The organism is Microbacterium keratanolyticum (genome assembly GCF_016907255.1).
GTDB classification, from domain to species: Bacteria; Actinomycetota; Actinomycetes; order Actinomycetales; family Microbacteriaceae; genus Microbacterium; species Microbacterium keratanolyticum.
The window spans coordinates 1,139,322-1,161,272 of the sequence record NZ_JAFBBQ010000001.1; the positions used below are offsets into that span (position 1 = coordinate 1,139,322).

At 67.9% G+C, this 21,951-nt stretch carries 17 protein-coding genes; 7 read left to right on the forward strand and 10 right to left on the reverse strand.

Annotation, left to right across the window (positions count from 1 at the left end):
* Positions 1–2: 2 nt before the first annotated feature.
* Positions 3–935 carry a pirin family protein gene (locus JOD62_RS05425; RefSeq protein WP_204938302.1) on the forward strand — a complete coding sequence of 311 codons (933 nt, stop codon included), beginning with the start codon at positions 3–5 and terminating at the stop codon, positions 933–935.
* Between the two features lie 10 nt (positions 936–945).
* Here JOD62_RS05425 and JOD62_RS05430 read toward each other — a convergent pair whose 3' ends face one another.
* Genes JOD62_RS05430 through JOD62_RS05455 form a run of 6 tightly spaced genes read right to left on the reverse strand, consistent with a single transcriptional unit; the run spans position 946 to position 7,242 of the window.
* Entirely contained in the window at positions 946–2,403 is a 1,458-nt protein-coding gene (locus JOD62_RS05430) for a sodium/solute symporter (protein ID WP_204938303.1), read from the reverse strand.
* On the reverse strand, positions 2,400–2,774 hold the full coding sequence (locus JOD62_RS05435; protein ID WP_204938304.1) for a DUF4212 domain-containing protein: 375 nt from the start codon (positions 2,772–2,774) through the stop codon (positions 2,400–2,402). The genes JOD62_RS05430 and JOD62_RS05435 overlap by 4 nt, the downstream gene beginning before the upstream one ends.
* Entirely contained in the window at positions 2,774–3,490 is a 717-nt protein-coding gene (locus tag JOD62_RS05440) for a LytR/AlgR family response regulator transcription factor (RefSeq protein ID WP_204938305.1), read from the reverse strand. Before JOD62_RS05440 ends, JOD62_RS05435 begins: the two co-directional genes overlap by 1 nt.
* A gap of 9 nt (positions 3,491–3,499) precedes the next feature.
* The gene (locus JOD62_RS05445; protein WP_204938306.1) at positions 3,500–4,681 is read right to left on the reverse strand and encodes a sensor histidine kinase; all 1,182 of its coding nucleotides are present in this window, start codon (positions 4,679–4,681) and stop codon (positions 3,500–3,502) included.
* Positions 4,682–4,712: 31 nt separating this feature from the next.
* Positions 4,713–4,958 carry a YbdD/YjiX family protein gene (locus JOD62_RS05450; RefSeq protein WP_204938307.1) on the reverse strand — a complete coding sequence of 82 codons (246 nt, stop codon included), beginning with the start codon at positions 4,956–4,958 and terminating at the stop codon, positions 4,713–4,715.
* A gap of 1 nt (position 4,959) precedes the next feature.
* Positions 4,960–7,242 (reverse strand): carbon starvation CstA family protein, encoded by a 2,283-nt coding sequence (locus JOD62_RS05455; protein ID WP_204938308.1) that lies wholly within the window; start codon positions 7,240–7,242, stop codon positions 4,960–4,962.
* 205 nt (positions 7,243–7,447) lie between these two features.
* On the opposite strand from JOD62_RS05455, the gene JOD62_RS05460 reads away from it, so the two are divergent.
* The 4 genes from JOD62_RS05460 (at position 7,448) to JOD62_RS05475 (ending at position 11,586) form a co-directional block, all read left to right on the forward strand.
* Positions 7,448–7,990, forward strand: coding sequence for an ECF transporter S component (locus JOD62_RS05460; protein ID WP_204938309.1), 543 nt, complete (start codon positions 7,448–7,450; stop codon positions 7,988–7,990).
* A gap of 42 nt (positions 7,991–8,032) precedes the next feature.
* Positions 8,033–9,733, forward strand: a complete 1,701-nt coding sequence (locus JOD62_RS05465) for an ABC transporter ATP-binding protein (protein WP_271171455.1) — start codon at positions 8,033–8,035, stop codon at positions 9,731–9,733.
* Positions 9,730–10,548, forward strand: coding sequence for an energy-coupling factor transporter transmembrane component T (locus JOD62_RS05470; protein ID WP_204938310.1), 819 nt, complete (start codon positions 9,730–9,732; stop codon positions 10,546–10,548). Before JOD62_RS05465 ends, JOD62_RS05470 begins: the two co-directional genes overlap by 4 nt.
* 108 nt (positions 10,549–10,656) lie before the next feature.
* Complete coding sequence (locus JOD62_RS05475) at positions 10,657–11,586, forward strand: CPBP family intramembrane glutamic endopeptidase (RefSeq protein WP_204938311.1); 930 nt, start codon at positions 10,657–10,659, stop codon at positions 11,584–11,586.
* Between the two features lie 65 nt (positions 11,587–11,651).
* Here JOD62_RS05475 and JOD62_RS05480 read toward each other — a convergent pair whose 3' ends face one another.
* Together JOD62_RS05480 and JOD62_RS05485 are read right to left on the reverse strand one after the other, a co-directional pair.
* Entirely contained in the window at positions 11,652–12,815 is a 1,164-nt protein-coding gene (locus JOD62_RS05480) for an acyl-CoA dehydrogenase family protein (protein WP_204938312.1), read from the reverse strand.
* Between the two features lie 161 nt (positions 12,816–12,976).
* Positions 12,977–13,927 carry a M15 family metallopeptidase gene (locus JOD62_RS05485; RefSeq protein WP_271171456.1) on the reverse strand — a complete coding sequence of 317 codons (951 nt, stop codon included), beginning with the start codon at positions 13,925–13,927 and terminating at the stop codon, positions 12,977–12,979.
* A 110-nt stretch (positions 13,928–14,037) separates the two neighbouring features.
* Here JOD62_RS05485 and JOD62_RS05490 point away from each other — a divergent pair, with 110 nt between their 5' ends.
* Complete coding sequence (locus tag JOD62_RS05490; protein ID WP_204938314.1) at positions 14,038–15,156, forward strand: Rv2578c family radical SAM protein; 1,119 nt, start codon at positions 14,038–14,040, stop codon at positions 15,154–15,156.
* 102 nt (positions 15,157–15,258) lie between these two features.
* Here the strand turns inward: JOD62_RS05490 and JOD62_RS05495 are convergent, their stop codons facing one another.
* Positions 15,259–17,532 carry a DEAD/DEAH box helicase gene (locus tag JOD62_RS05495; protein WP_204938315.1) on the reverse strand — a complete coding sequence of 758 codons (2,274 nt, stop codon included), beginning with the start codon at positions 17,530–17,532 and terminating at the stop codon, positions 15,259–15,261.
* 228 nt (positions 17,533–17,760) lie between these two features.
* Between JOD62_RS05495 and JOD62_RS05500 the strand changes: the two genes are divergently transcribed.
* Positions 17,761–18,672 (forward strand): aldose 1-epimerase family protein, encoded by a 912-nt coding sequence (locus JOD62_RS05500; protein WP_204938316.1) that lies wholly within the window; start codon positions 17,761–17,763, stop codon positions 18,670–18,672.
* Positions 18,673–18,755: 83 nt separating this feature from the next.
* Here the strand turns inward: JOD62_RS05500 and JOD62_RS05505 are convergent, their stop codons facing one another.
* The gene (locus tag JOD62_RS05505) at positions 18,756–21,947 is read right to left on the reverse strand and encodes an efflux RND transporter permease subunit (protein WP_204938317.1); all 3,192 of its coding nucleotides are present in this window, start codon (positions 21,945–21,947) and stop codon (positions 18,756–18,758) included.
* Positions 21,948–21,951 lie beyond the last annotated feature (4 nt).

The following is a 21,951-nucleotide window of genomic DNA, read 5'->3' on the forward strand; positions in this document are numbered from 1 at the left end:
TCATGCACGGCCCCCGCTCGATCCTGCTCGAACCCCGTGAGGTGCCGCTCGGCGGCGTGCGCGCGATGAACGTTCAGCGCATCCTGCCCAACCGCGAACTGCCGACCATCGGCGCGTGGTGCTTCTTCGATCGCTTCGGTCCCGACGAGGTGCGCATGCGCGTCGAACCGCACCCGCATATCGGGCTGCAGACCGTGACCTGGCCCCTCGTCGGCGAGGTCCGGCACCGGGACACCCTCGACAGCGATGTGGTGCTTCGCCGCGGCCAGTTGAATCTGATGACGGCCGGCAACGGCATCGCCCACTCCGAGTACTCGGTGGGCGATGGTCCTGTGCCACTGGATGCCCTGCAGTTCTGGGTGGTGCTGCCGGAGGCGTCGCGCCACCGCGCCCCTGGCTTCGAGCAGCACACCGACCTGCCACGCATCGCACTGCCGTCGGCGGAAGGACCGGATGCGGCGGCGACGGTCGTCCTCGGTGACTTCGCCGGCGTGCGTTCGCCTGCGACTGTGTTCACGCCGATCGTGGGCGCCGAGATCGAGCTCGCCGCAGGCAGCCGCATCCGCGTGCCCCTCGACCCCGCATGGGAGCACGGAATCGTGCTCGTCGAGGGTGAGGTGCGCGTCATCGACGGCGACATCGAGACGGTCATCCCGCACGGCGAGCTGCTGTTCCTGGGTGATTCTCGCGACAGCATCGACGTCCTCACGAGCGAGGGCGCGCAGCTGTTCCTGCTGGGCGGAGAGCCGTTCGACGAGGGCATCGTGATGTGGTGGAACTTCGCAGGGCGCACGCATGAGGAGATCGTTCAAGCGCGTGAAGACTGGGAGGCGGATGCGGCACGCTTCGGCACCGTTCCCGGACACGGCGACGTGCGCATCCCTGCCCCGCCGATTCCGCCCGTGCGGTTGAAGGCACGCTACCGCTCGATCTGAGCGTCCAGGGTCAGCCCCGCTCCGGCGCGTGCACGCGGGCGAGGAAGCGCTCCGTGCGGGGTGACGGACCGCGCGGATCCATGATCGAGACGACGATCGTCACGGCAGTGGCCAGCGGGATGCTCCAGGCGGCCGGCTGCGCGAGGAACGGAGCCGCCGCGCCGATCCCGTCGATGACGCCGTAGACGAGGAGGGCGAGCCCGGCGGACAGCCCTCCCACGCACATTCCCGCGACGGCACCCCGCGCGGTCAGGCCCCGCCACCAGACCCCCAGCAGCACGATCGGCGACAGCGTGGATGCCGCGATCACGAAGACGACGCCGACACTGGATCCGAGACCGGCGGGGGCGGTGAGCAGCGCCACCGCGAGCGGCACGATCGCGCACAGCACCGCCGAGAGACGGAAGGAGCGCACCGACCCCGAGAAGACGTCCTGACTGATGACGCCGGCCAGCGAGACGACGAGCCCGGCCGAGGTGGCGAGGAACGCCGCGAAGGCACCGGAGACGATGAGCGCCGTGAGCAGTTCACCGACGAGGCCGGGGAAGATCCGGGAGGGCAGCAGAAGAACGACGGTGTCGGCGACGCCCGGCACGGCGAGATCGGGTGCCGCGATGCGCGCCAGCAGTCCCATCGTGCTCGAGACCATGTAGAAGACGCTCACCATGCCGATCACGATGACGGTCGTCCCGCGCGCAGACACCCCCGTGGGGCTCGTGTAGAACCGCACCAGGACGTGCGGCAGCCCCATCGTTCCCAGCAGCAGCGCGATCATGAGCGAGGCGGTCTGATACGCATCGAAGCCGGACGGGCCTGCCTCGGCGGGGAACACGAGCACCGGGTCGATGTCGTGGGGACCCGCGCCGAGCGCGAAGGCGATGCAGACGACGGGCACCAGCAGCGCGGTGAGCTTCAGCCAGTACTGGAACGCCTGCACGTACGTGATCGCGCGCATGCCACCCGCCGCGACCGCCACCCCCACGAGCACGGCGACGGTCACACCGCCGACCCAGGTCGGAAGACCCGCGACGACGAAGAGCGTGATGCCGGCACCGTGCAGCTGCGGCACGATGTACAGCCAGCCGATCACGAGCACCGCGAGACTCGTCACGCGCCGGGCCGACGTCGACTCCAGGCGCGCCTCGACGAAGTCAGGGATGGTGTGCGCCCCGCTGCGGCGCAGAGGAGCGGCGACGAACGCGAGCACGAGCAGGTATCCGGCCGCGTAGCCGATCGGGAACCAGAATCCCCGTGCGCCGTCGAGCAGCACGAGACCGGAGAGTCCGAGGAACGTCCCTGCAGACAGATACTCGCCGCTGATCGCCGACGCGTTCCACACCGGCCGCACGGTGCGGGAGGCGACGAAGAAGTCGCTGGTCGTGCGCGAGATGCGCAGTCCGTACACGCCGATCAGCAGTGTGGCAATGACGACCAGCGCGACACCGACGATGTCGAGAACAGGGCTCATTCGCGTTCCCTCAGCGCCCGGTAGCGCCGCTCATTTCGCACCGCACCTCGCACATAGATCACCGCGAACACGACGATGATCGGATAGAACGCGTAGGCCTGCAACAGCCACGGAAGCGGCACGCCCCCGATCACGACCTGGTTCAGATCGTCCACGAGTGCGATCACCAGCGCGAGGGCCACGACGACCACGACGAAACCGGCGACAACCCCCAAGGCCAGTCGCAGCTGGCTGCGCACGAGCGCGCGCACGAACACAGCATCCGCCTCATCCACCGGCGCCCCCGGCAACGCGATGCCGCGCGTCAGAGGTCCGCCCCGCTGCGGCGGCAGATCCGCCGTGACCCGCACCCGCTTCGGCGTCTCGGCCATCAGGCGCCCGCCCCGCGCACGAGCGCCTCGCGCACGGCCGCGACGAGTCGCCGGCTGACGGGCAGCGCGATGTCACCGATCGACACCGACGGCTCCGCACCCGACAGACGCGCCTCCGAGACCGCATCAGCGCGCACGAGGAAGGAGCGGTGGATGCGCAGGAAGCCCGCATCCGCCCACCTCGTCTCGAGTTCGGAGATCGGTGTGCGGATCAGATGGCCGCTCCCGTCGCCCGTATGCAGTCGCGAGTAGTCGCCCTGCGCCTGCACCCATCGCACCTCGCTGCGGCGCACGAAGCGCACATGGGATCCGACCGTGACCACGAGCATCTCGTCATCACCGGATCGCGGCGCCTCGCCGAGTTCCAGAACATGGTCGATCGCGCGGCGCAGTCGCTCCGCCCGCACCGGCTTGAGAAGGTAGTCGACGGCCCGCAGCTCGAAGGCCTCGACGGCTCGGGCGTCGTCGGCGGTCACGAAGACCACCGCTGGCGGGACGACGAGCCCCAGCGCTGCGCGGGCGATATCGGTGCCGGCGAGCCCCGGCATGTGGATGTCGAGGAAGGCGATGCGCACGGGGCGCTCCGACAGGATCCGCAGTGCCTCGGCGCCCGAGGTGGCCGTGAGGATCTCGCCGATGCGGTCATCGGCGCGCAGCAGGTGCACGAGCTCGTCCAGGGCGGGCGTCTCGTCATCGGCGACGAGCACATCGATCATGTGCACCCCTCAATCACTCTCGGGATCATGCAGAGGCTGCGACTTCGGCACCTGCATGCGCACCAGGGTACCCGCGCCGGTGTTCGTCTCGACCACGAGGCCGCCCTCGCTGCCGTAGAGCTGCCGAAGGCGCGTGTCGACGTTGCGCAGGCCCACGTGCAGGCCGTCGTCGGCGGCGGTCAGTGTCGCCTGCAGGGCGGTCGGATCCATGCCGACGCCGTCGTCTTCGACCGTGATCTCGGTCGCGACGCCGACATCGCGGGCGATGATGCGGATCTCACCGCCACCCTCCCCCGGCTCCAGCCCGTGGCGCACGGCGTTCTCGACCAGCGGCTGCACCGACAGGAACGGGATCACGGTCGCCAGTGTCTCCGGCGCGATCTGCAGCGTCACGCGCAGGCGATCGCCGAAGCGCGCTCGTTCGAGTTCGAGGTACGAGTGGATGCTGCCGAGCTCTTCTGCGAGCGTGGTGAACTCGCCCTTCCGGCGGAACGAGTACCGCGTGAAATCGGCGAACTCCAGCACGAGCTCCCGCGCACGTGCGGGGTCGGTGAGGATGAACGAGGCGATCGCGGTGAGTGCGTTGTAGATGAAATGCGGGGAGATCTGCGCGCGGAGAGAGCGCAGCTCGGCCTCGGCGAGCTGCGTGCGCGAGGCGTCGAGACCGCCGAGCGCGAGCTGGGCCGCGCACCAGTCGGCGACCTCCTCCGCGGCGCGCACGAGCGTCGCCGGGACGCGCTCGGCGAAGGCGACGAGCACGCCGACGACCTGATCATCGACGCGGATCGGAGCACCGACGGCCTCCAGCGCACCCTGCTGCCTCGGAGACGGGAAGACCTGCCGTCGACCGGATGCGCGCACCTGCGCGGCGATGCGCCGCGCAGCGGACTCCAGCCCATCCGACGCGCCATCGAACCACACGCTGTCGTCCTCCGAGACGATCGCGACCGCGGCGCTTCCCAGCAGCACCCGCAGATGGCGCGACGCCTTCACGACATCCGGTCCAGAGAGCCCTCCGCGCAGATGCGGTGCCGCGAGGCTCGCCTGGTGCAGCGCACGCAGTGTCGCCTGCTCTGCTTCACTGCCGAGATCGGCGCCCCCGCGCGCCAGCCGCCGCACGAGGAGCAGCAGCAGCGTGAGCGCGATGCCCCCGAGAGCGCCGAAAACGGCGGCGAGCACGACATCCGTCATGCCCTCAGCCTAAGCATCCGCGGTCCCGCTCTCAGCAGCAGCGGGCACCCGGATTGCGATCCTGGTCATCCATCTTCTGCCGCCAGAACTGCCGCTCGGTCATCGGTTCGGTGTCCGGGTGCTGACGACGCTGATGCGCGACATAGGTCGCGTAGGCGCTGTCGCCCATGAGGTTCGTGATGTACCAGCGGATGCCACCGCCCACCCGACCTGCGGCGCGGAGGATCGCGCGCAGACGGGTGGGCGTGGCGTTCGCCGGTGAGGCGATCTCGGTCATGTCAGTGCTTCGCTCCCGCGCGCTCGTCGGCGAGGATCGGCTCCCACTGCTTCTCGAGCTCGCGTTCCGCGGCGCTCGGCAGGAAGCCCGCCGGGGCGTAGCGACGCGAGGCGACCGGGGCATCCTCGGTGTTCTCTCCGCCACCGTTGCGGATCGCCTTGATCGTCGACAGGATCGCCGAGATCATCACGATGATCGCGAGCACGACGAACACGATCGAGAGCGTTCCTTGCACGGCGGTGTTGCGGATGACCGCGTCCACGACCTCGGGTGCACCCAGCGACCCGTCGCCACTGTCACGCGCCGCGACGTAGCGGAAGTGGTTCGACCAGTAGCCGATCGCGGGCACGGGCGAGGCGATCTTGTAGATCGACGCTGTGATCGTGACGACAGCCGTGAACGCGAGGGGCACGGCGATGATCCACAGCCACCGGAAGTAGCTGCGTCCCCGCTTGGCGACGATCGCCAGCACCACGGCGAGCGCGATGGCGGCGAGCAGCTGGTTCGCGATGCCGAACAGCGGGAAGAACGTGTTGATGCCGCCGAGCGGGTCCGTCACACCGAGGATGAGGATCGTGCCCCATCCGGCGACCATGATCGCCGTGCAGATCCACACGCCAGGACGCCAGGAGACGTCACGGAACTTCGGAGCCCAGGCCCCGAGGGAGTCCTGCAGCATGAAGCGTGCGACACGGGTTCCCGCGTCGACCGCCGTGAGGATGAACAGCGCCTCGAACATGATCGCGAAGTGGTACCAGAACGCCATGAGCGCCTGCCCACCGAGCGCCTGCTGCATGATGTGAGCGAGGCCGAGTGCCAGCGTCGGTGCGCCACCGGTACGCGAGACGATCGATTCCTCGCCGACCGCCTGCGCGGTGCCGGTGAGCATCTCCGGTGTGAGGTTCACCCCGGTCAGACCGAGCGAGTTCACGAACGCGACGGCGCCTTCGACGGTGCCGCCGGTCGCGGCCGCAGGGGCATTCATCGCGAAATAGATGCCCTGGTCGATCGAGATCGCGGCGACGAGCGCCATGATCGCGACGAACGACTCCATGAGCATGCCGCCGTAGCCGATGAAACGCGTCTGGCGCTCCTTCTCGACGAGCTTGGGGGTGGTTCCCGAGGCGATCAAGGCGTGGAAGCCGGACAGGGCACCACAGGCGATCGTGACGAAGAGGAAGGGGAAGAGAGGACCCGCGAACACCGGACCCATCCCGTTCTCACCGAAGATCGTGATCGCGGGGACCGTGATCTCGGGGCGCACGAGCACGATGGCTCCGGCGAGCATCACGACGACGCCGATCTTCATGAAGGTCGACAGATAGTCGCGCGGGGCGAGCAGCAGCCAGACCGGCAGAACGGCGGCGATGAAGCCGTAGATGATGATGCCCCAGGCGATCGTCGTGCGGTCGAGGTGGAAGATCGCCTGACCCCACTCGGTGCCGGCGACCCAGCCACCACCGATGATCGCGGCCATGAGCAGCGCAAAGCCGATGATCGAGATCTCGGTCACCTTGCCCGGACGCAGGTAGCGCAGGTAGACGCCCATGAAGAGGGCGATCGGGATCGTCATCGAGACGGAGAAGACACCCCAGGGGCTCTCGCCCAGCGCGTTGACGACGACGAGCGCGAGGATCGCCACGATGATCAGCATGATCAGCAGGGATGCGATGATCGCTGCGGTTCCGCCGATCTTGCCGAGCTCCTGACGGGCCATCTGCCCGATTGTGCGGCCACCTCGACGCATCGAGAAGAACAGCACGAGGTAGTCCTGCACCGCGCCGGCGAGCACGACGCCGACGATGATCCAGATGGTTCCAGGAAGGAAACCCATCTGCGCGGCGAGCACGGGTCCGACGAGCGGGCCGGCGCCGGCGATCGCGGCGAAGTGGTGCCCGTAGAGCACCCGGCGGTCGGTGGGGACGTAGTCCTTGCCGTCCTGCTTGACCTCTGCCGGGGTCGCCCGGCGGTCGTCGGGGCGCGTGATGTAGCGCTCGATGACCTTCGAGTAGAAGCGGTAGCCGATCAGATACGTGCAGACCGCGGCGAAGACGAACCAGATCGCGTTGACGGTCTCGCCGCGGACGATCGCCAGCATCGTCCATGCGACGGCTCCGAGCAGCGCGATGGCCACCCAGAGGATGATCTTCGGCAGCGTCCAGCTGCTGGCCTTGCGGTCGTCCTCGGCTGACAGGGAGACCGGGGGAAGGTTCGGATCGGTCACGATCTCGGGCTCATCAATGAGCCCTGAGCCGCCGCTGCGGCGCGACGATGGTGCAGTCATGGGGTTCTCCTCGGGGTGCGCGTCTTTGCGTCTCCCCACGCTAGGGAGGTCTGTGTCCGCAGGAGTGGCGGGGACCGGATGCTGCGACGAGCGGCATCGATGGCGCGACGAACGGCTTGCGGCGCAGCATCCGACCGCTCATTGCCGGCGATTAAACCCGGGACCTCGCGCCGCCGGACGTACCCTGCGACAGTAGGCTTGTGCCGTGGCTACCCGTTCCGTTCTGTCGACCCGCGTCCTTCTCGTGTGCGCGGCGATCGGCGTCGCGACCGGGCTGCTCGGCGGGGTCGCCGGATGGATCACGCTTCCCGTCCTCGCCGGCCCGGCATTCCTCTACGGCCTCGTACTCGGCTCGCACGTGCTGCCGGGCATCATCGCCCAGGAGGTGCTGCGCAAGCCCCTCGTCGCGCTCATCACGCACGTGCTCGCCGCACTCATCGCGAGCGCTTTCAACCCGGCCTGGTCGATGCGGTTCATCGGCACCGCACTGCTGTTCGGACTCATCCAAGAGGGCGTCGCTGCGCTGACGCGCTACCGGTCGTGGGGCGCATGGCGCTTCTTCATCTCGGCGGCGATCATCGGCGTCTTCGTGGCTGTCGTCGTGTTCTTCGCCGCGAATCTCGAAGTACAACCGCTGTGGGCGCAGATCGCCTACCTGGTGATCTCCGTGCTGGGCCCGATCGCCTGGACCGCGATCGGACTCGCGATCGGCGCTGCTCTGAGCCGCGCAGGCGTCGCTCGACGCTGACTCTCGGATAGCGGATCAGGTAAGGCTCATCTAAATTAGTCTGTGACCCCTCTCGCAGACTCGAGGCCCGACGTGCGTCCATCCGCGCCCCTGCTCCGCGTGCGTGACCTCTCGATCACCCACGCCGGTTCCGCGCATCCGTCCCCGCGAGACGTCTCGTTCGACATCCACCCCGGCGAAGTCGTGCTGCTGCTGGGGCCGTCCGGATCGGGCAAGTCGACGCTGACGCTCGCGCTGAACGGGCTCATCCCCCACGCCGTGCCCGCCGCGATGGTCGGGACGGTTGAGGCGGGTGGGCTCGCCACGGTCGACTCACCCACCGCGACGCTGAGCACCCACGTCGCCATGGTCTTCCAGGATCCGGATGCTCAGATCGTGACCGGGTCTGTCTTCGACGAGGTGGCCTTCGGCCCGGAGAACCTGCGGCTTCCGCTCGACGAGGTGTACGCCCGCACCGAGGACGCCCTGCGTCGGGTGGGTCTGTGGGAGCGCCGCGACGAGAATCCCGATGTTCTCTCGGGCGGTGGCCGCCAGCGTCTCGCCATCGCGTGCGCCCTCGCCATGGGTTCTCCGCTGGTCGTGCTCGATGAGCCGACGGCGAACCTCGACCCGCAGGGGATCGACGACGTCTACGCGGCGTTGACCGATGTCGTCGCCGAGGGCGACCGGGCGATTCTGCTGGTCGAGCACAACCTCGACGCCGCCATGGCCTTCGTCACGCGCACGATCGTGCTCGACGGCGAAGGGCGCGTCGCCTTCGACGGCCCGGCCCACGAGACGATCCGCACGCATGCCGCCGAGCTCGTCGAGATGGGCGTGTGGCTTCCGGCCGCGACGCTCGCCGCCCTCCGGATGCAGGAGCACGGCGCTGTCTTCGATGAGCTGCCGCTCTCGGCAGATGAGCTGGCAACGGCTCTACACGACACCGCCGTTCCGGCGGGGACTGTCGAAGGCTCCCGGATGCCTCGCAGCGAAGCATCCGCCCCCATCATCCGTGCACGCGGGCTGACCGTCCGCCGTGGGCGTTCCGCAATCGTGCGCGATCTCGACCTCGACATCGAGACCGGCAGCCTCACCGCGATTGTCGGCGCGAACGGCGCGGGCAAGACGACTCTGTTGCAGGCGCTCGCCGGCGTCATCCCGCCGCCGAAGCGGCAGGTCACGGTCGACGGCATCGATCCGGACTCCGCGTCGCCTCGCGAGCTGTCGACGCGCATCGGCTTCGTGTTCCAGAACCCCGAGCACCAGTTCATCGCGGCCACCGTCTTCGATGAGCTCGCGCATGGGCTGCGGCTGCGCCGTGTTCCGGATGCGGAGATCAGCGCCCGCGTCGATGAGATGCTCACCCGGTTCGGCCTGGCGCACAAGGCGCAGACGCACCCCTTCCTGCTGTCCGGCGGCGAGAAGAGACGTCTCTCTGTGGGTACAGCGCTCATCACGCACCCGCACGTGCTGGCGCTCGACGAGCCGACATTCGGGCAGGACCGCGCCCGCGCATCCGAACTCCTCACCCTGCTGCACGACCTGCGCGACGAAGGCACCACCGTCGTGATCATCACGCACGATCTGCAACTCGTCGCCGACCACGCCTCGCACACGGTCATCCTGGCCGACGGGCGGGTTCATGCCGCGGGCCGCACGGCCGATCTCTTCCGCGACGAGCAGATCTTCACGGGCGCGGGCCTCCACCTGCCCCCGGTGCAGCGCGTGCTCGCCGCCACCCGGCAGGTGATCGAGCCTTGAGCGCGACCGCCTTCAACCCGTATGCCTCGTTCACCGTCACCTCGCCGCGGCAGTTCCTGTACGGACTGAACCCGCTGGCGAAGATCATCGCGGTCGCACCGGTCATGGTCCTGCTCGTCGTCGTGCGCGACCTGGCGACGCCCACCGCGTTCATCGCCCTGTCGTACGCGCTGGTGCTGATCGGCACGCGCGTCACGGCGCGCACCCTGCTGATCTTGTTCGCGGCGATGCCGGTCGGCATCCTGGTCATCGGCGTCAGCTTCTCGGTGTGGGTCGACGCGGCCGGCGTCGATGGCACGGCGCCCGTGCTGCAGATCGGCACCTGGACGCTGTTCGCCGGAGCGCTCGAACTCGGCTTCGCGACCGCACTGCGGCTCGGCGCGATCGTCGCGCTCGCCCTGATCGGTGGGCTCACCACGACCGGCCCCGACCTTGTGCGCGCCAGCGTGCAGCAGCTGCGCCTGCCCTACCGAATCGGCTACACGGCGCTGGCGGCTTTCCGGTTCGTGCCGCGCTTCGGGTACGAACTGTCGGTCATCCGCGCCGCGCACCGTGTGCGCGGTCACCACGGCGGACGCGGTCCCCTTGCGCGCATCGCCCGAGGCTGGGGCTACATCGTGCCGCTGCTGGCGAGCGCGATCCGGCACGCGGAACGCGTGGCCCTCGCGATGGACTCCCGCGCCTTCGGCGCCCACCCCACCCGCACCGAGCGTCACCTCGTGCCGTTCCGCCGCCGCGACGCAGCGTTCCTGGTGCTGTTCCTTCTGGCATCCGCGGTGATCTTCGCCGTGTTCTTCCCCTGGCAGCTCGGGTAGCACCGACGACGCCTGCGTCTGGCGCGCGGAATCTTTGGATGCTGACCAAAGATAGACTGAATGCACCCGGAGCTACCCCGCCCACATCCAGGAAGGCAGCATCGTCGTATGAGCCGCGCCCGCATACTCCCCGCGCCACTGTCCGGCATGCAAGAGGCAAAGCGCCCCACCGGCGCCATCGTCGCGACGATCATCGTCGTCGCCGCAAGCTATGGATCCCTCATGATCGCGGGCATCACCTACTCCTCGATCACCGGATCCATGGAGATGCCCTGGTGGATGAGCATCGTCGCATTTGGCGGGATCGCCGTACTCATCGGCCTCTGGGTGCGTTTCAAAGAGGGGCGCCGCTTCCGCTCGCTCGGCTTTGAGGAGCCGCGCCGCGCCCCGCGTCAGATCCTGTGGGGTATCGCGGGAGGCCTGCTCCTCGCGACTCTCGCGATGCTGACGCTCGTCCTTCTCGGGCAGGGATCGATCCGCTGGAATGCCGACGCACTGACCCCTGCAGACTGGCTGATGGCGCTCGTCTGGATCGCCGTGTACGCGGTGCAGTCCTCCTCCGAGGAGATCGCCGTCCGCGGCTTCGCGGCTCAGGCGTATGCGCGCCGCTTCGGCATCGTCGCCGCAATCGCCCTGCAGGCGGTGCTGTTCGCCGCGCTCCACGCCGGCAACGACGGCTTCGGCGTTCTTCCGATCGTGAACATGCTGCTCCTCTCGGTCGCTCTGGGCCTCTGGGTGCTCAAGAACGGCAGCCTGTGGGCCGCATGCGCCTTCCACAGCACATGGAACTGGGCACTCTCACGCCTCTTCGGCACGACCATGTCGGGGCATGAAAGCAGTCACGGCATCTTCGTCGTCACACCGAGTGCCGACGGGCCGGCGCCCATCACGGGTGGGACGTTCGGCATCGAAGGCAGCCTGATCACCGCCGTTCTCCTCGCCGCCATGATCGCCGTACTCGCCGGGCCGGCGATTCGCCGCGTGTCCGCAGCGCGCGCAGCGACTGCCCCCGCCCGCACGCTCGACGCGGTGCGCTGAGCAGGGCCGCGGACGCGAGAGAGGGGCCCGGATGCAGCATCCGGGCCCCTCCTTGATTCACAGCGTCAGCGCTTGCCGGCGATCTGACGCCCGACGAGATCACGCATGATCTCGTTCGTGCCGCCGTAGATGCGGTGCACACGAGCGTCGGTGAAGGCCCGCGCGATCGGGTACTCCATGATGTAGCCGTAGCCGCCGTGCAGCTGCACGCCGATGTCGAGCAGTTCCCACTCGCGCTCGGTGGCCCAGAACTTGACCTTCGCGGCGTCCTCGGCCGAGAGGCGGCCGTCGCGGTAGGCGAGCAGCGCGCGGTCGATGTACGCCCACATCGCGTCGGTCGTTGCGGCCATGTCTGCGAGGCGGAAGCGGGTGTTCTGGAAGTCGGCGACGCGCTCACCGAACGCCTCGCGATCCTTCGTGTAAGCGACGGTCCAGTCGAGCGCGGCCTGGCCTGCGGCCGCCGCCGCGACACCGATCGACAGACGTTCGAGCGGAAGGTTCAGCATCAGCTGGATGAAGCCCTGCCCCTCCTTGCCGCTGATGAGGTTCTCCTCCGGGATGAAGACATCCGTGAAGCTCAGCTCGGCGGTGTCCCACCCGTGGAAGCCCATCTTGCTGAGCTTCTTGCCCTGGTCGAAGCCCTCCATGCCCTTCTCCACGATCAGCAGGCTGAACGCGTCAGGACGGTTGCCCTCGCCCGTCTTGACGAAGGTGACGACCATGTCGGCGGTCGTGCCGGAGGAGATGAACGTCTTCGCACCGTTGAGGATGTATCCGCCGTCGACCTTCTTGGCGTTGGTCTTGATGCCGCGCAGGTCGCTGCCCGCGCCGGGGTCGGTCATGGCCAGTGCGCCCAGCACCTCGCCGGTCGCCATGCGCGGAAGCCACTTGGCCTTCTGCTCGGGCGTGCCCATGTGCACGAGATACGGCACGGCGAGGTCGTCCTGGATGCCGAAGGCACCGGCGAGGGAGCCCGCACCGGCGGCGATGACCTCTTCCATCACGATCGTGCGGAAGCGGTAGTCCTGCAGCATTCCGGCGCCGCCGAACTCCTCGGGAACCGAGAGCCCGATCAGACCGGCTTCTCCAGCGGCGAGCATGGTCGCGCGGTCGATCTCACCATCGGCGTCCCACTTCGCGAGCGATTCCGTGGTGACGTGCCGCTTGACGAAATCCTTCACCAGCTCGCGGAATGCTTCGTGGTCCTCGTCGTAGATGTCGCGTTCCATCGCGCGTCCTCCCAGTCGATAGGGTGCTTCACTGCACCGCGAGTCTAGGGATTCCGTCGACCGGACGAAAGATCATTGTGAGAATGCATCTCACCGTTCGTGATACTCGGTGTCAGCATTGTGGGATGCCACCAGATCCCGTCGAACCGCGGAATTCTGGATCAGTCGGCGTAGCCTGGCGCATCGGGAAGCGCGAAGAACTGTTCCAGCGACTGGTAGCCACCCTCATGGTAGGCGCGGGCCAGCTCCGTGCCGATGTAGCGCAGATGCCACGGCTCAGGCGCGTATCCCGTTGATGCTGTCGCGGACGCTTCGTAGCGCACGATGAACCCGAACTGCCAGCCGTTCTCCGCGACCCACACCCCCGCCGGTGTTGCGCCGAAATCGTAGATGCCGCCGCATCCGTCCGCGCAGCTGACCACGTCGGCTGCGAGGCCGGTCTGGTGCTCGCTGTGTCCGGGACGAGCGGAGACCGCGTCTGCGCCCTCCTGCCCGAGCTCGTCCACGTGGCCGTAGTAGTTGCCGACCTGTGTCTCGAAGGAGCGGTAGCCGCTGCCGAGCGCCAATGGGCCGAGGCCTGCCGCCTCCGTGGCATCCGACATCGCATCCAACGCGGCGGCGACATCCGCACGCACCGGCCCCGCAGAGGAATCTCGAAGGAGCGCCGGCTCGCCCAGCGAGGCTGGAGCGTACTCAGCCGGCGAGAGCGAGCGCAGCTTGTTGACCACGAGCCACAGCCGCACCGGATCAGCGAGGTCGACGCACGGAGCGTTCCCCGTGGCGACCGCGGCACGGAAGGCCGCACCACCGCCGAAGGCCGCAACGGCTGCGTTGTCATCACCCGAGGCGATCGCCTGCTGCACCGCTGGTTCGGCACAGTGGTCGACGACCTCTGCCGCCTGAATCTCGACGACAGGGAGCTCTTGTGCAGTCACCGGCAGAGGAGGCACACGCAACGCCGCCGCCCCCGCGCCGGTCGCGGCTCCTGCGCCTTCGAACAGCGCCAGGATGATCCCGAGAACGGTCACCGCGATGCCGATCGGCACGAAGATGCGCAACGCGGAAGAACTCGCCCGGGCATGGCGAGCAACCGGACGCTGCGGGTCAGTCACCCCTTCATTGTCTCCCCCTTCACTGGACGGATGCTCCATCTCTCCACAGATTCGAAGATTTAGACGATGTCACCTTGACGATCATTCGATCATCTGTTCGAATAGAGCGCATGAGATGGCAAGGGCAGCGACTGGGAGAGGTGGATGGGTCCGCCCTGCCCGGACTGGAAGACCGCACCGGCATCCTTCGCACCGTGACGACGCCCGAGTTCGCAGGAATGACGTTCCACGAGGTGCTCGCGAAATCTGTTCTCAATGCCGTTCCTGGTGCCTCGCGCATGCCCTTCTCCTGGACCATCAACCCCTATCGGGGGTGCAGCCATGCCTGCACGTACTGTTTCGCGCGGGGCACCCACACCTATCTCGACCTCGACGGAGGAGCCGACTTCGACTCTCAGATCGTCGTGAAGGTCAACTCGGTCGAGATCCTCGAAAAAGAGCTGCGACGCGGCAGCTGGAAGCACGAGACAGTCGCCCTCGGCACCAACACTGATCCGTACCAGCGGGCCGAAGGCCGCTATCAGCTGATGCCGGGAATCATCCGGGCACTCGCCGCGTCCGGCACTCCGATGTCGATCCTCACGAAAGGCACGCTCATTCGGCGCGACATCCCCCTGCTCGTGGACGCGGCGACGCAGGTGCCCGTCGACGTGCAGATGTCGATCGCCATGTACGACGATGAGCTGCAGAAGGCGATCGAACCCGGCGCACCCAGCACACAGGCCCGCCTCGACACAGTGCGGGCCCTCAGCGACGCCGGCTTCCCCGTGACGGTCTTCCTGATGCCGATCATGCCGCACCTCACCGACTCGCTCGCCGCGATCGACACGGCGCTTGCCCGCATCAAGAACGCAGGCGCCAGTGGCGTGATCTACGGGGCACTGCACCTGCGTCCCGGCGTGAAGCCGTGGTTCCTGCAGTGGCTCAGCCAGACCCGCCCCGACCTGCTTTCGTCCTACCGAACGCTCTATCCGGGGGCCGCCGCAGAAGCACCGAAGGTGTATCGGCAGTGGCTCGCGAAACGCGTTCGGCCGCTGATCCGGATGCACGGGCTCGATCGAGGGTCGGGCGGTACAGGCATCTCGTCACGCGGGTTCCGCCAGGAAGAGGTCGCGCAGGGGCGACCCGGAGGAGCCGCTGCGACACCTCCGATGCCCACGTTCCGAGCCGATCGCACGCGTCGATCCGCACTCGTAGGGGCGCCCCAGCCGACTCCCATGCTGTTCTGAGCCAGAGCGGGCGCGGAAGCTGTTCGGGCCACCGACGAGCTCGCATCGACAAGGGCCCCGCCCCGCACGAGTGCGGAACGGGGCCCTTCACGGTTGTTCGTGTCAGCGGGTGAGTTCGTCCGCCGTCAGAGTGCGCCCGGTGATCTCATCGATCACGTCGTCGCCGACACGCGCGCTCTCGAAGGGCGCGTCGATCTCAGCGCGGTCGAGCAGCTCGGTCATGCGGCGCTGACGCTGACGGGTGATGAGCGTGACGACACGACCCGAACGGCCCGCACGTCCGGTACGACCAGCGCGGTGGAGGTACGTCTTGTACTCATCCGGCGCATCGGCCTGAACGACCAGGTCGATGTCATCCACGTGAATGCCACGGGCAGCCACATCGGTCGCCACGAGCACCTGCGCGCGACCGGAGGTCAGACGCTGCAGGTTGCGCGTGCGCTTGGCCTGGTTCAAGTCACCGTGCAGGGACACCGCGGAGATTCCGGCATCCTCGAACTGCTCTGCGAGCATCTCCGCATACGCACGCGTGCGAGCGAAGACAAGGGTCTGGCCCTCGCGGTCGACGAGCGACGTGAGGATGTCGGCCTTCTCACGGTGCTCGATCACGAGCACACGGTGCTCGATCGTCCCCGAGTTCTGGTCTTCCCCCGCGACCTCGAAGACCGCCGGGTCGACCAGGAACTCGTCGACGAGAGACGCGACCTCGCGATCGAGCGTCGCCGAGAACAGCAGCTTCTGGCTGCCGTCCGCCGTGTGACGCAGGATGCGCTGCACCGGCTCGACGAAACCGAGCTCGCACATGTGGTCGGCCTCGTCGAGCACGGCGATCTCACACTCAGAGAGGTTGAGCTTGCCCTGGTTGATGAGGTCTTCGATGCGACCGGGGGTGCCGATGATGATATCGACGCCCTTCTTCAGCGCACCCACCTGACGGGCCTGCGGGACACCGCCGTAGATCTGCGTCGTGAACAGGCCGACGCTGCGCGCGATCGGCTGGATCGTGCGGTCGATCTGCAGTGCGAGCTCACGCGTCGGCGCCAGGATGATCGCACGCGGCGCACGACCGAACTCACGCTTCTTGCCCTTCTGCGCGAGCAGGATGCGCTCGACAAGAGGCGCACCGAAGGCGATTGTCTTGCCCGAACCCGTGCGGCCACGAGCCAGCACGTCGCGGCCTTCAAGAACAGCAGGGATCGAGGCTGCCTGGATCGGGAACGGCGTCGCCGCCCCCATGTTGTTCAGCGTCTCGACGATGTTCGAGCCCAGGCCGAGGTCACCGAACGTGACACCTTCGACCTCGGTCGCGGCGACAGCCTTCGCCTCAAGACGCTCGTGCACGACATCATCCGCCTGATGCGCCGGCTTCGCGGTGCGGTTCCAGTCATCGCGGCTCGGACGCTCTTCGCGACGCGGACGATCGCTGTAATCGCGGCGGGGACGGTCGTCGTTGAAGCGGGGGCGGTCGCCACCGAACGAACGCTGCGGACGGTCACCGAAGTCACGACGGGGACGGTCATCGCGCTGCGGACGGTCACCGTTGAACGAACGCTGCGGACGCTCATCGTTGCCGTAGCGAGGACGCTCGCCACCACGGTCGTTGAAACGAGGACGCTCGCCACCACGGTCGTCACGGTTCGGACGGTCACCGCCGTACGAGCGCTGCGGACGGTCACCGAAATCGCGACGGGGACGCTCGTCGTTGAAACGCGGGCGGTCGCCACCGAACGAGCGCTGCGGACGGTCACCGAAGTCACGACGGGGACGGTCATCGCGCTGCGGACGGTCACCGTTGAACGAACGCTGCGGACGCTCATCGTTGCCGTAGCGAGGACGGTCACCACCACGGTCGTTGAAACGAGGACGCTCGCCACCACGATCGTCACGGTTCGGACGGTCACCGCCATACGAACGCTGCGGACGGTCACCGAAATCGCGACGCGGACGCTCGTCATTGAAACGCGGGCGGTCGCCCTGGAAGCGCGGGCGCTCGTTGAAGCGTCCGCGCTCAGCGCCACCCTCCGAGGAACGGTGGTGCGGGCTCTCGCGGCGGCCATCGACGGCACGGTTGCGGATGCTGCGCGCCTCGTCGCGACCGGCGCGCTCCTGCGCCGTCCACCGCTGCTTGGGGGCACCCTCGGCCTCGGTGCGGAATCCGCGGTGGCCGGGGCTGCGGCTGCCAGGACGGCGGTCGAATCCGGCGGACGGTCGGCGCTCCGAGGCATCCGAGCGCTCGGAACGACCCGCGCCGCGGGCGTCGTCGCGTCCGGCGCCGGGGCGCGCGTGACGATCGTGGAAGGAGGTCTTCTTCTCGCCGTATCGCGGCTCGAAGTTGCGGGCGGGGCGACCGCCCTTGGGCTTGTGACTCTTGGGCATGGGTATGTCTTTCTTGAGTTCTCGCACGAGAACAGCGCCTGCGCGCACGCAGACATAACCCGGACATCCGTCGGCCGGGGCCATTCATGTGATGGTTCATGCGCATCGAATGATGCTCACCATCGGCCCCTGGACTCACAGAAACGATCCGCACAAAAGACGCGGTATCCGAAGCCGACTGATCCAGGGTAGCCGACACTCCTGGGAAACCGCCCGTACGATGAGCAGGTGCACACCGTAACACCGTCTCCGACCGGCCGCCAGATCACTCTCCGCCGCGGCCCCGTCGTCGCGCAGATCGCCCAGGTCGGCGCATCCCTCCGCGATCTCGAGGTCGGCGGAGTGACCATCGTGCCGCCCTATCCCCTGGACGCGCCCACCCCCGCCTGCTCGGGTGTCGTGCTCGCTCCGTGGCCCAACCGCGTCCGCGATGGCATCTGGCAGGACGGCGACACGACCCGCGCGCTCGCGATCACTGAGCCTGCACTTCGCAACGCGAGCCACGGGCTGCTGCGGTTCACGGCGTACGAGATCGAGCAGGACACGGATGCCACCGTGACGCTGCGTGCGCAGATCGTGCCGCAGACCGGCTACCCCTACCTGCTCGACACGGCCGTCGAGTATGCGCTGACCGCCGACGGCATTCGCGTCACGCACACACTGACGAACCACTCCGCGCATCCTGCGCCGGTCGCTCTCGGCACGCATCCCTTCGTCACGATCGGCGATGTCGACCCGCGCGAACTCTCCCTGCGGATTCCGGCCGAGACATACTTCGAGACCGACGAGCGGCTCCTGCCGATCGGAGAATCACCCGTGCAGGGCGGAGTCGACCTCCGTGCCGGGCGGCGCCTTGGCGACGTCACGCTCGACACCGGATTCGCGACCCTGCACCGCGACACCGATAGCCGCGTGCGTACGACGCTCACCGCTCCGGATGGCCGTGCCGTCACCGTCTGGCAGGGCGAGGGCTTCGACTATATCCAGGCCTACACGACGACGAACTACCCCGGTCAGTCACTCGCCCTCGCGGTCGAGCCGATGACCGCCCCCGCGGAAGCGTTCAACTCCGGCCGCGGACTGCGTCACCTCGCGCCCGGCGAGACGTGGACGCTCGAGTGGGGAATCACGTTCGACTGAACGACGAGGCATCCGTCGAGCGGATGCACGGATGTCAGGCGATCTCGTCCGGCATCCGTGCAATCACCCTGCAGACGTACGCGTCAGTCGACCGCGCCCGCCGTGGGCAGGCCACCACGGCTGCGGAGCTCCCGCCGGCTCGCGTGGTGTACCTCCGCGCCAGCATCCGCCTTCGGCCCCGCATCCGGTGCATCCCGCGAACCCTTCGGCTCACCGCTGTCGCCTCCGCTCCGTCGTACCGCCCGCCGCTCGCGCGCACCCTCGACGAGGTTGTAGAGCGTCGGCAGCACGATGAGGGTCAGCACGGTCGATGAGACCAGACCGCCGATCACGACGATCGCGAGCGGCTGCGAGATGAATCCGCCGTGCCCGGTGATGCCGAGGGCCATCGGCGTGAGCGCGAAGATCGTCGCGAGGGCCGTCATGAGGATCGGGCGCAGACGCTTCTCTCCACCCGCCATGACGGCGTCGTGCGTCGACAGCCCCTTCTCGCGGTACTGATTCACGAGGTCGACGAGCACGATCGCGTTTGTGACGACGATGCCGATCAGCATCAGCACACCGATGAGAGAGGCGACGCCGAGCGGCACGCCGGTTACGATCTGCAGCAGGATCGCGCCCGTCGCCGCGAACGGCACCGACACGAGCAGCAGCAGCGGCTGACGCAGCGACTTGAAGGTCGCCACCATCACGACATAGACGATGAGGATCGCCGCGAGCATCGCCAGCCCCAGCTGCGAGAACGACTCCTGCTGCTGCTCTGCGACACCTCCGACCTCGGCACGAGCACCATCGGGCAGGTCGACGGCGGCGAGCGCAGCCGTCACGGATGCCGTCGCGAGAGCGAGGTTGTCGGATGCCGGCGGCACGGTGACCGTGGCCGTCCGACGCCCCTGCTCGGTCGTGATCGAGGTCGGCCCCTCACGTTCTTCGACGGTCGCGATGTCCTGCAGCTGCACGACGCCGCGGGCCGCGGGGATCGCCAGTGCGCGCAGCTCATCGGCGGTCGCCGGCGGTGTGGCCGTGGCGAGATACACCGTCAGCGAGGTGTCGTCGATCTCGACCGAGCCGATCTGCTGCGGGCGCATCGTGCTCGACACGATCGACCCGACGGCGGCTTCGGACAGTCCGTACTGGGCCGCGGCGGCACGGTCGACCACGACGGCCAGGTACGGCAGCGCGGCCGACAGGTTGTCGGTGACCGCACCGATGCCCTCGCGTCCTTCCAGTTCGGCGACGACGGCATCGGTCGCCGCCTGCAGGTCTTCCGCCCCCGCGGCGCTGATGTTCACGGCGATGTCGCTGGACCCGAAGCCTCCGCTGGAGCCGACGGTGACCTCTCCGGCATCGCTGAGACCGTCGATGGCCTTCTGGACCTCAGCGCGCAGCGCCTCCTGATCCGCCCCCGACACGGTCTGCACCGAGTACGTGATGCCGGCACCGCCGGAGAAGACGTCCTGCAGGGCGGACCCGCTGGAGCCGATCGACGCCTGCACATGCTCGATGCCGTCGATGTCGAGCAGCACGTCTTCGACCTTCCGCGCCGCCTCCGACTTCGCGTCGAGGCTCGCGGTCGGGCCGAGGTCCTGCGACACCGTCATCGTGTTCTGACCCGAGTCGCTGAGGAAGTTGATCTTCATCAGCGGAGCGGCGGCGAGAGTTCCGCCGAGCACGACCACGGCGAGTACGACCGTAACGACAGAGTGCTTGAGGGTCCAGCTGAGCACGGGACGATACCAGGTCTGCAGGCGGGTGGGCGGAGCATCCGGATGCTCCGGATCGATCACGTTCCCCTGCTCATCGCGCAGCGCCTTACCCGGCTTCAGGAACCAGTAGGCGAGAACCGGAACGATCGTGAGCGCGACGAGCAGCGATGCGGCCATCGCGATCGTGACCGTCATCGCGAACGGACGGAACAGCTCACCGACCATGTCGCCCACGAACACGATCGGCAGGAACACGGCGACGGTCGTGATGGTCGAGGCGGTGATGGCCGCGGCGACCTCGCGGACCGCGAGGATGATGGCGCCCATCTTGTCGGCGCCCTCGACGTAGTGCCGCTTGATGTTCTCGATCACGACGATCGAGTCGTCGACGACACGGCCGATCGCGATCGTCAGTGCGCCGAGGGTCAGCATGTTGAGCGAGTACCCGAAGGCCTGGAGTCCCACGAAGGTCACGAGCACCGAAGTCGGGATCGAGATCGCGGTGACGAGGGTCGAGCGGATCGACATCAGGAACACGAGGATGACGACGACCGCGAACACGAGGCCGAGCAGCCCCTCGACGGCGAGCGTCTCGATCGACTGCACGATGAACGGCGCCTGATCGAAGATCACGGTGAAGGTGGCATCCGGGAAGGATTCCCCGATCGTGTCGAGGGCGGCGATGACGCCGTTCGAGACGTCGACGGTGTTGGCCGCGGGGAGCTTGGTGACGGCGATCGAGATGGCATCCTCACCGTTGACGCGAGAGATCGAAGACACCGGGTCGGCTTCCTGCACGACCGTGGCGACGTCGCCGATCAGGGCGTCCGTGCCGACGAGCGGGAGCGCCGCGATCTCTTCGACCGAGGTGATCTTCGCGCCGGTCTGCACCGTGAACGTGTTCTCTCCCTCGGTGATCGAACCGCCGGGGAACAGCACACCGTTCTGCTGCAGCGCCGTGCTGATGTCCTGCGGCGATGCTCCGCGCGTCGCGAGGGCGACCAGGTCTGGCGTGATCGTGATCCGCTGGCCGATGGCTCCGACGATCTGCGCGGCGTTCACACCCTTGACGTCTTCGATCTCGGGGATCGCGAGCGCTTCGAGGTCTGCCTGCGCGTTCTCTGCGTCATCGAAGCCGGTCACCGCGATCTGGATCACCGGAAGGTCGGAGATCGACACGGAGAGGATCTGCGGCGTCACCCCGTCCGGGAGCTGCTGCGAGATGCGGTTGATCGCCTGCTGCATCTTCTGCTCAGCGGTGGCGAGGTTGGTGCCGTACTCGAACATCGCCTGCACGACCGAGGCGTTCGTCGTGCTCGTGGCGCTCGTCGACTCCAGCCCGGGCACACCCTGGATCACCGATTCGATCGGCGTGGAGACGTCGTTCTCGACCACCTCGGGCGAAGCCCCCGGGTACGTCGACATCACGATCAGAGCGGGAAGCTCGAGCTCGGGGATCAGCTCCTGCTTGAGACTCGTCAGCGCGAGGCCGCCGAAGATGGCGGTCACGACGGTGATCAGAGCGATGAGCGCCCGGTTGCGCAGGCTCAGCACGGCAAGTTTCGACACGGCG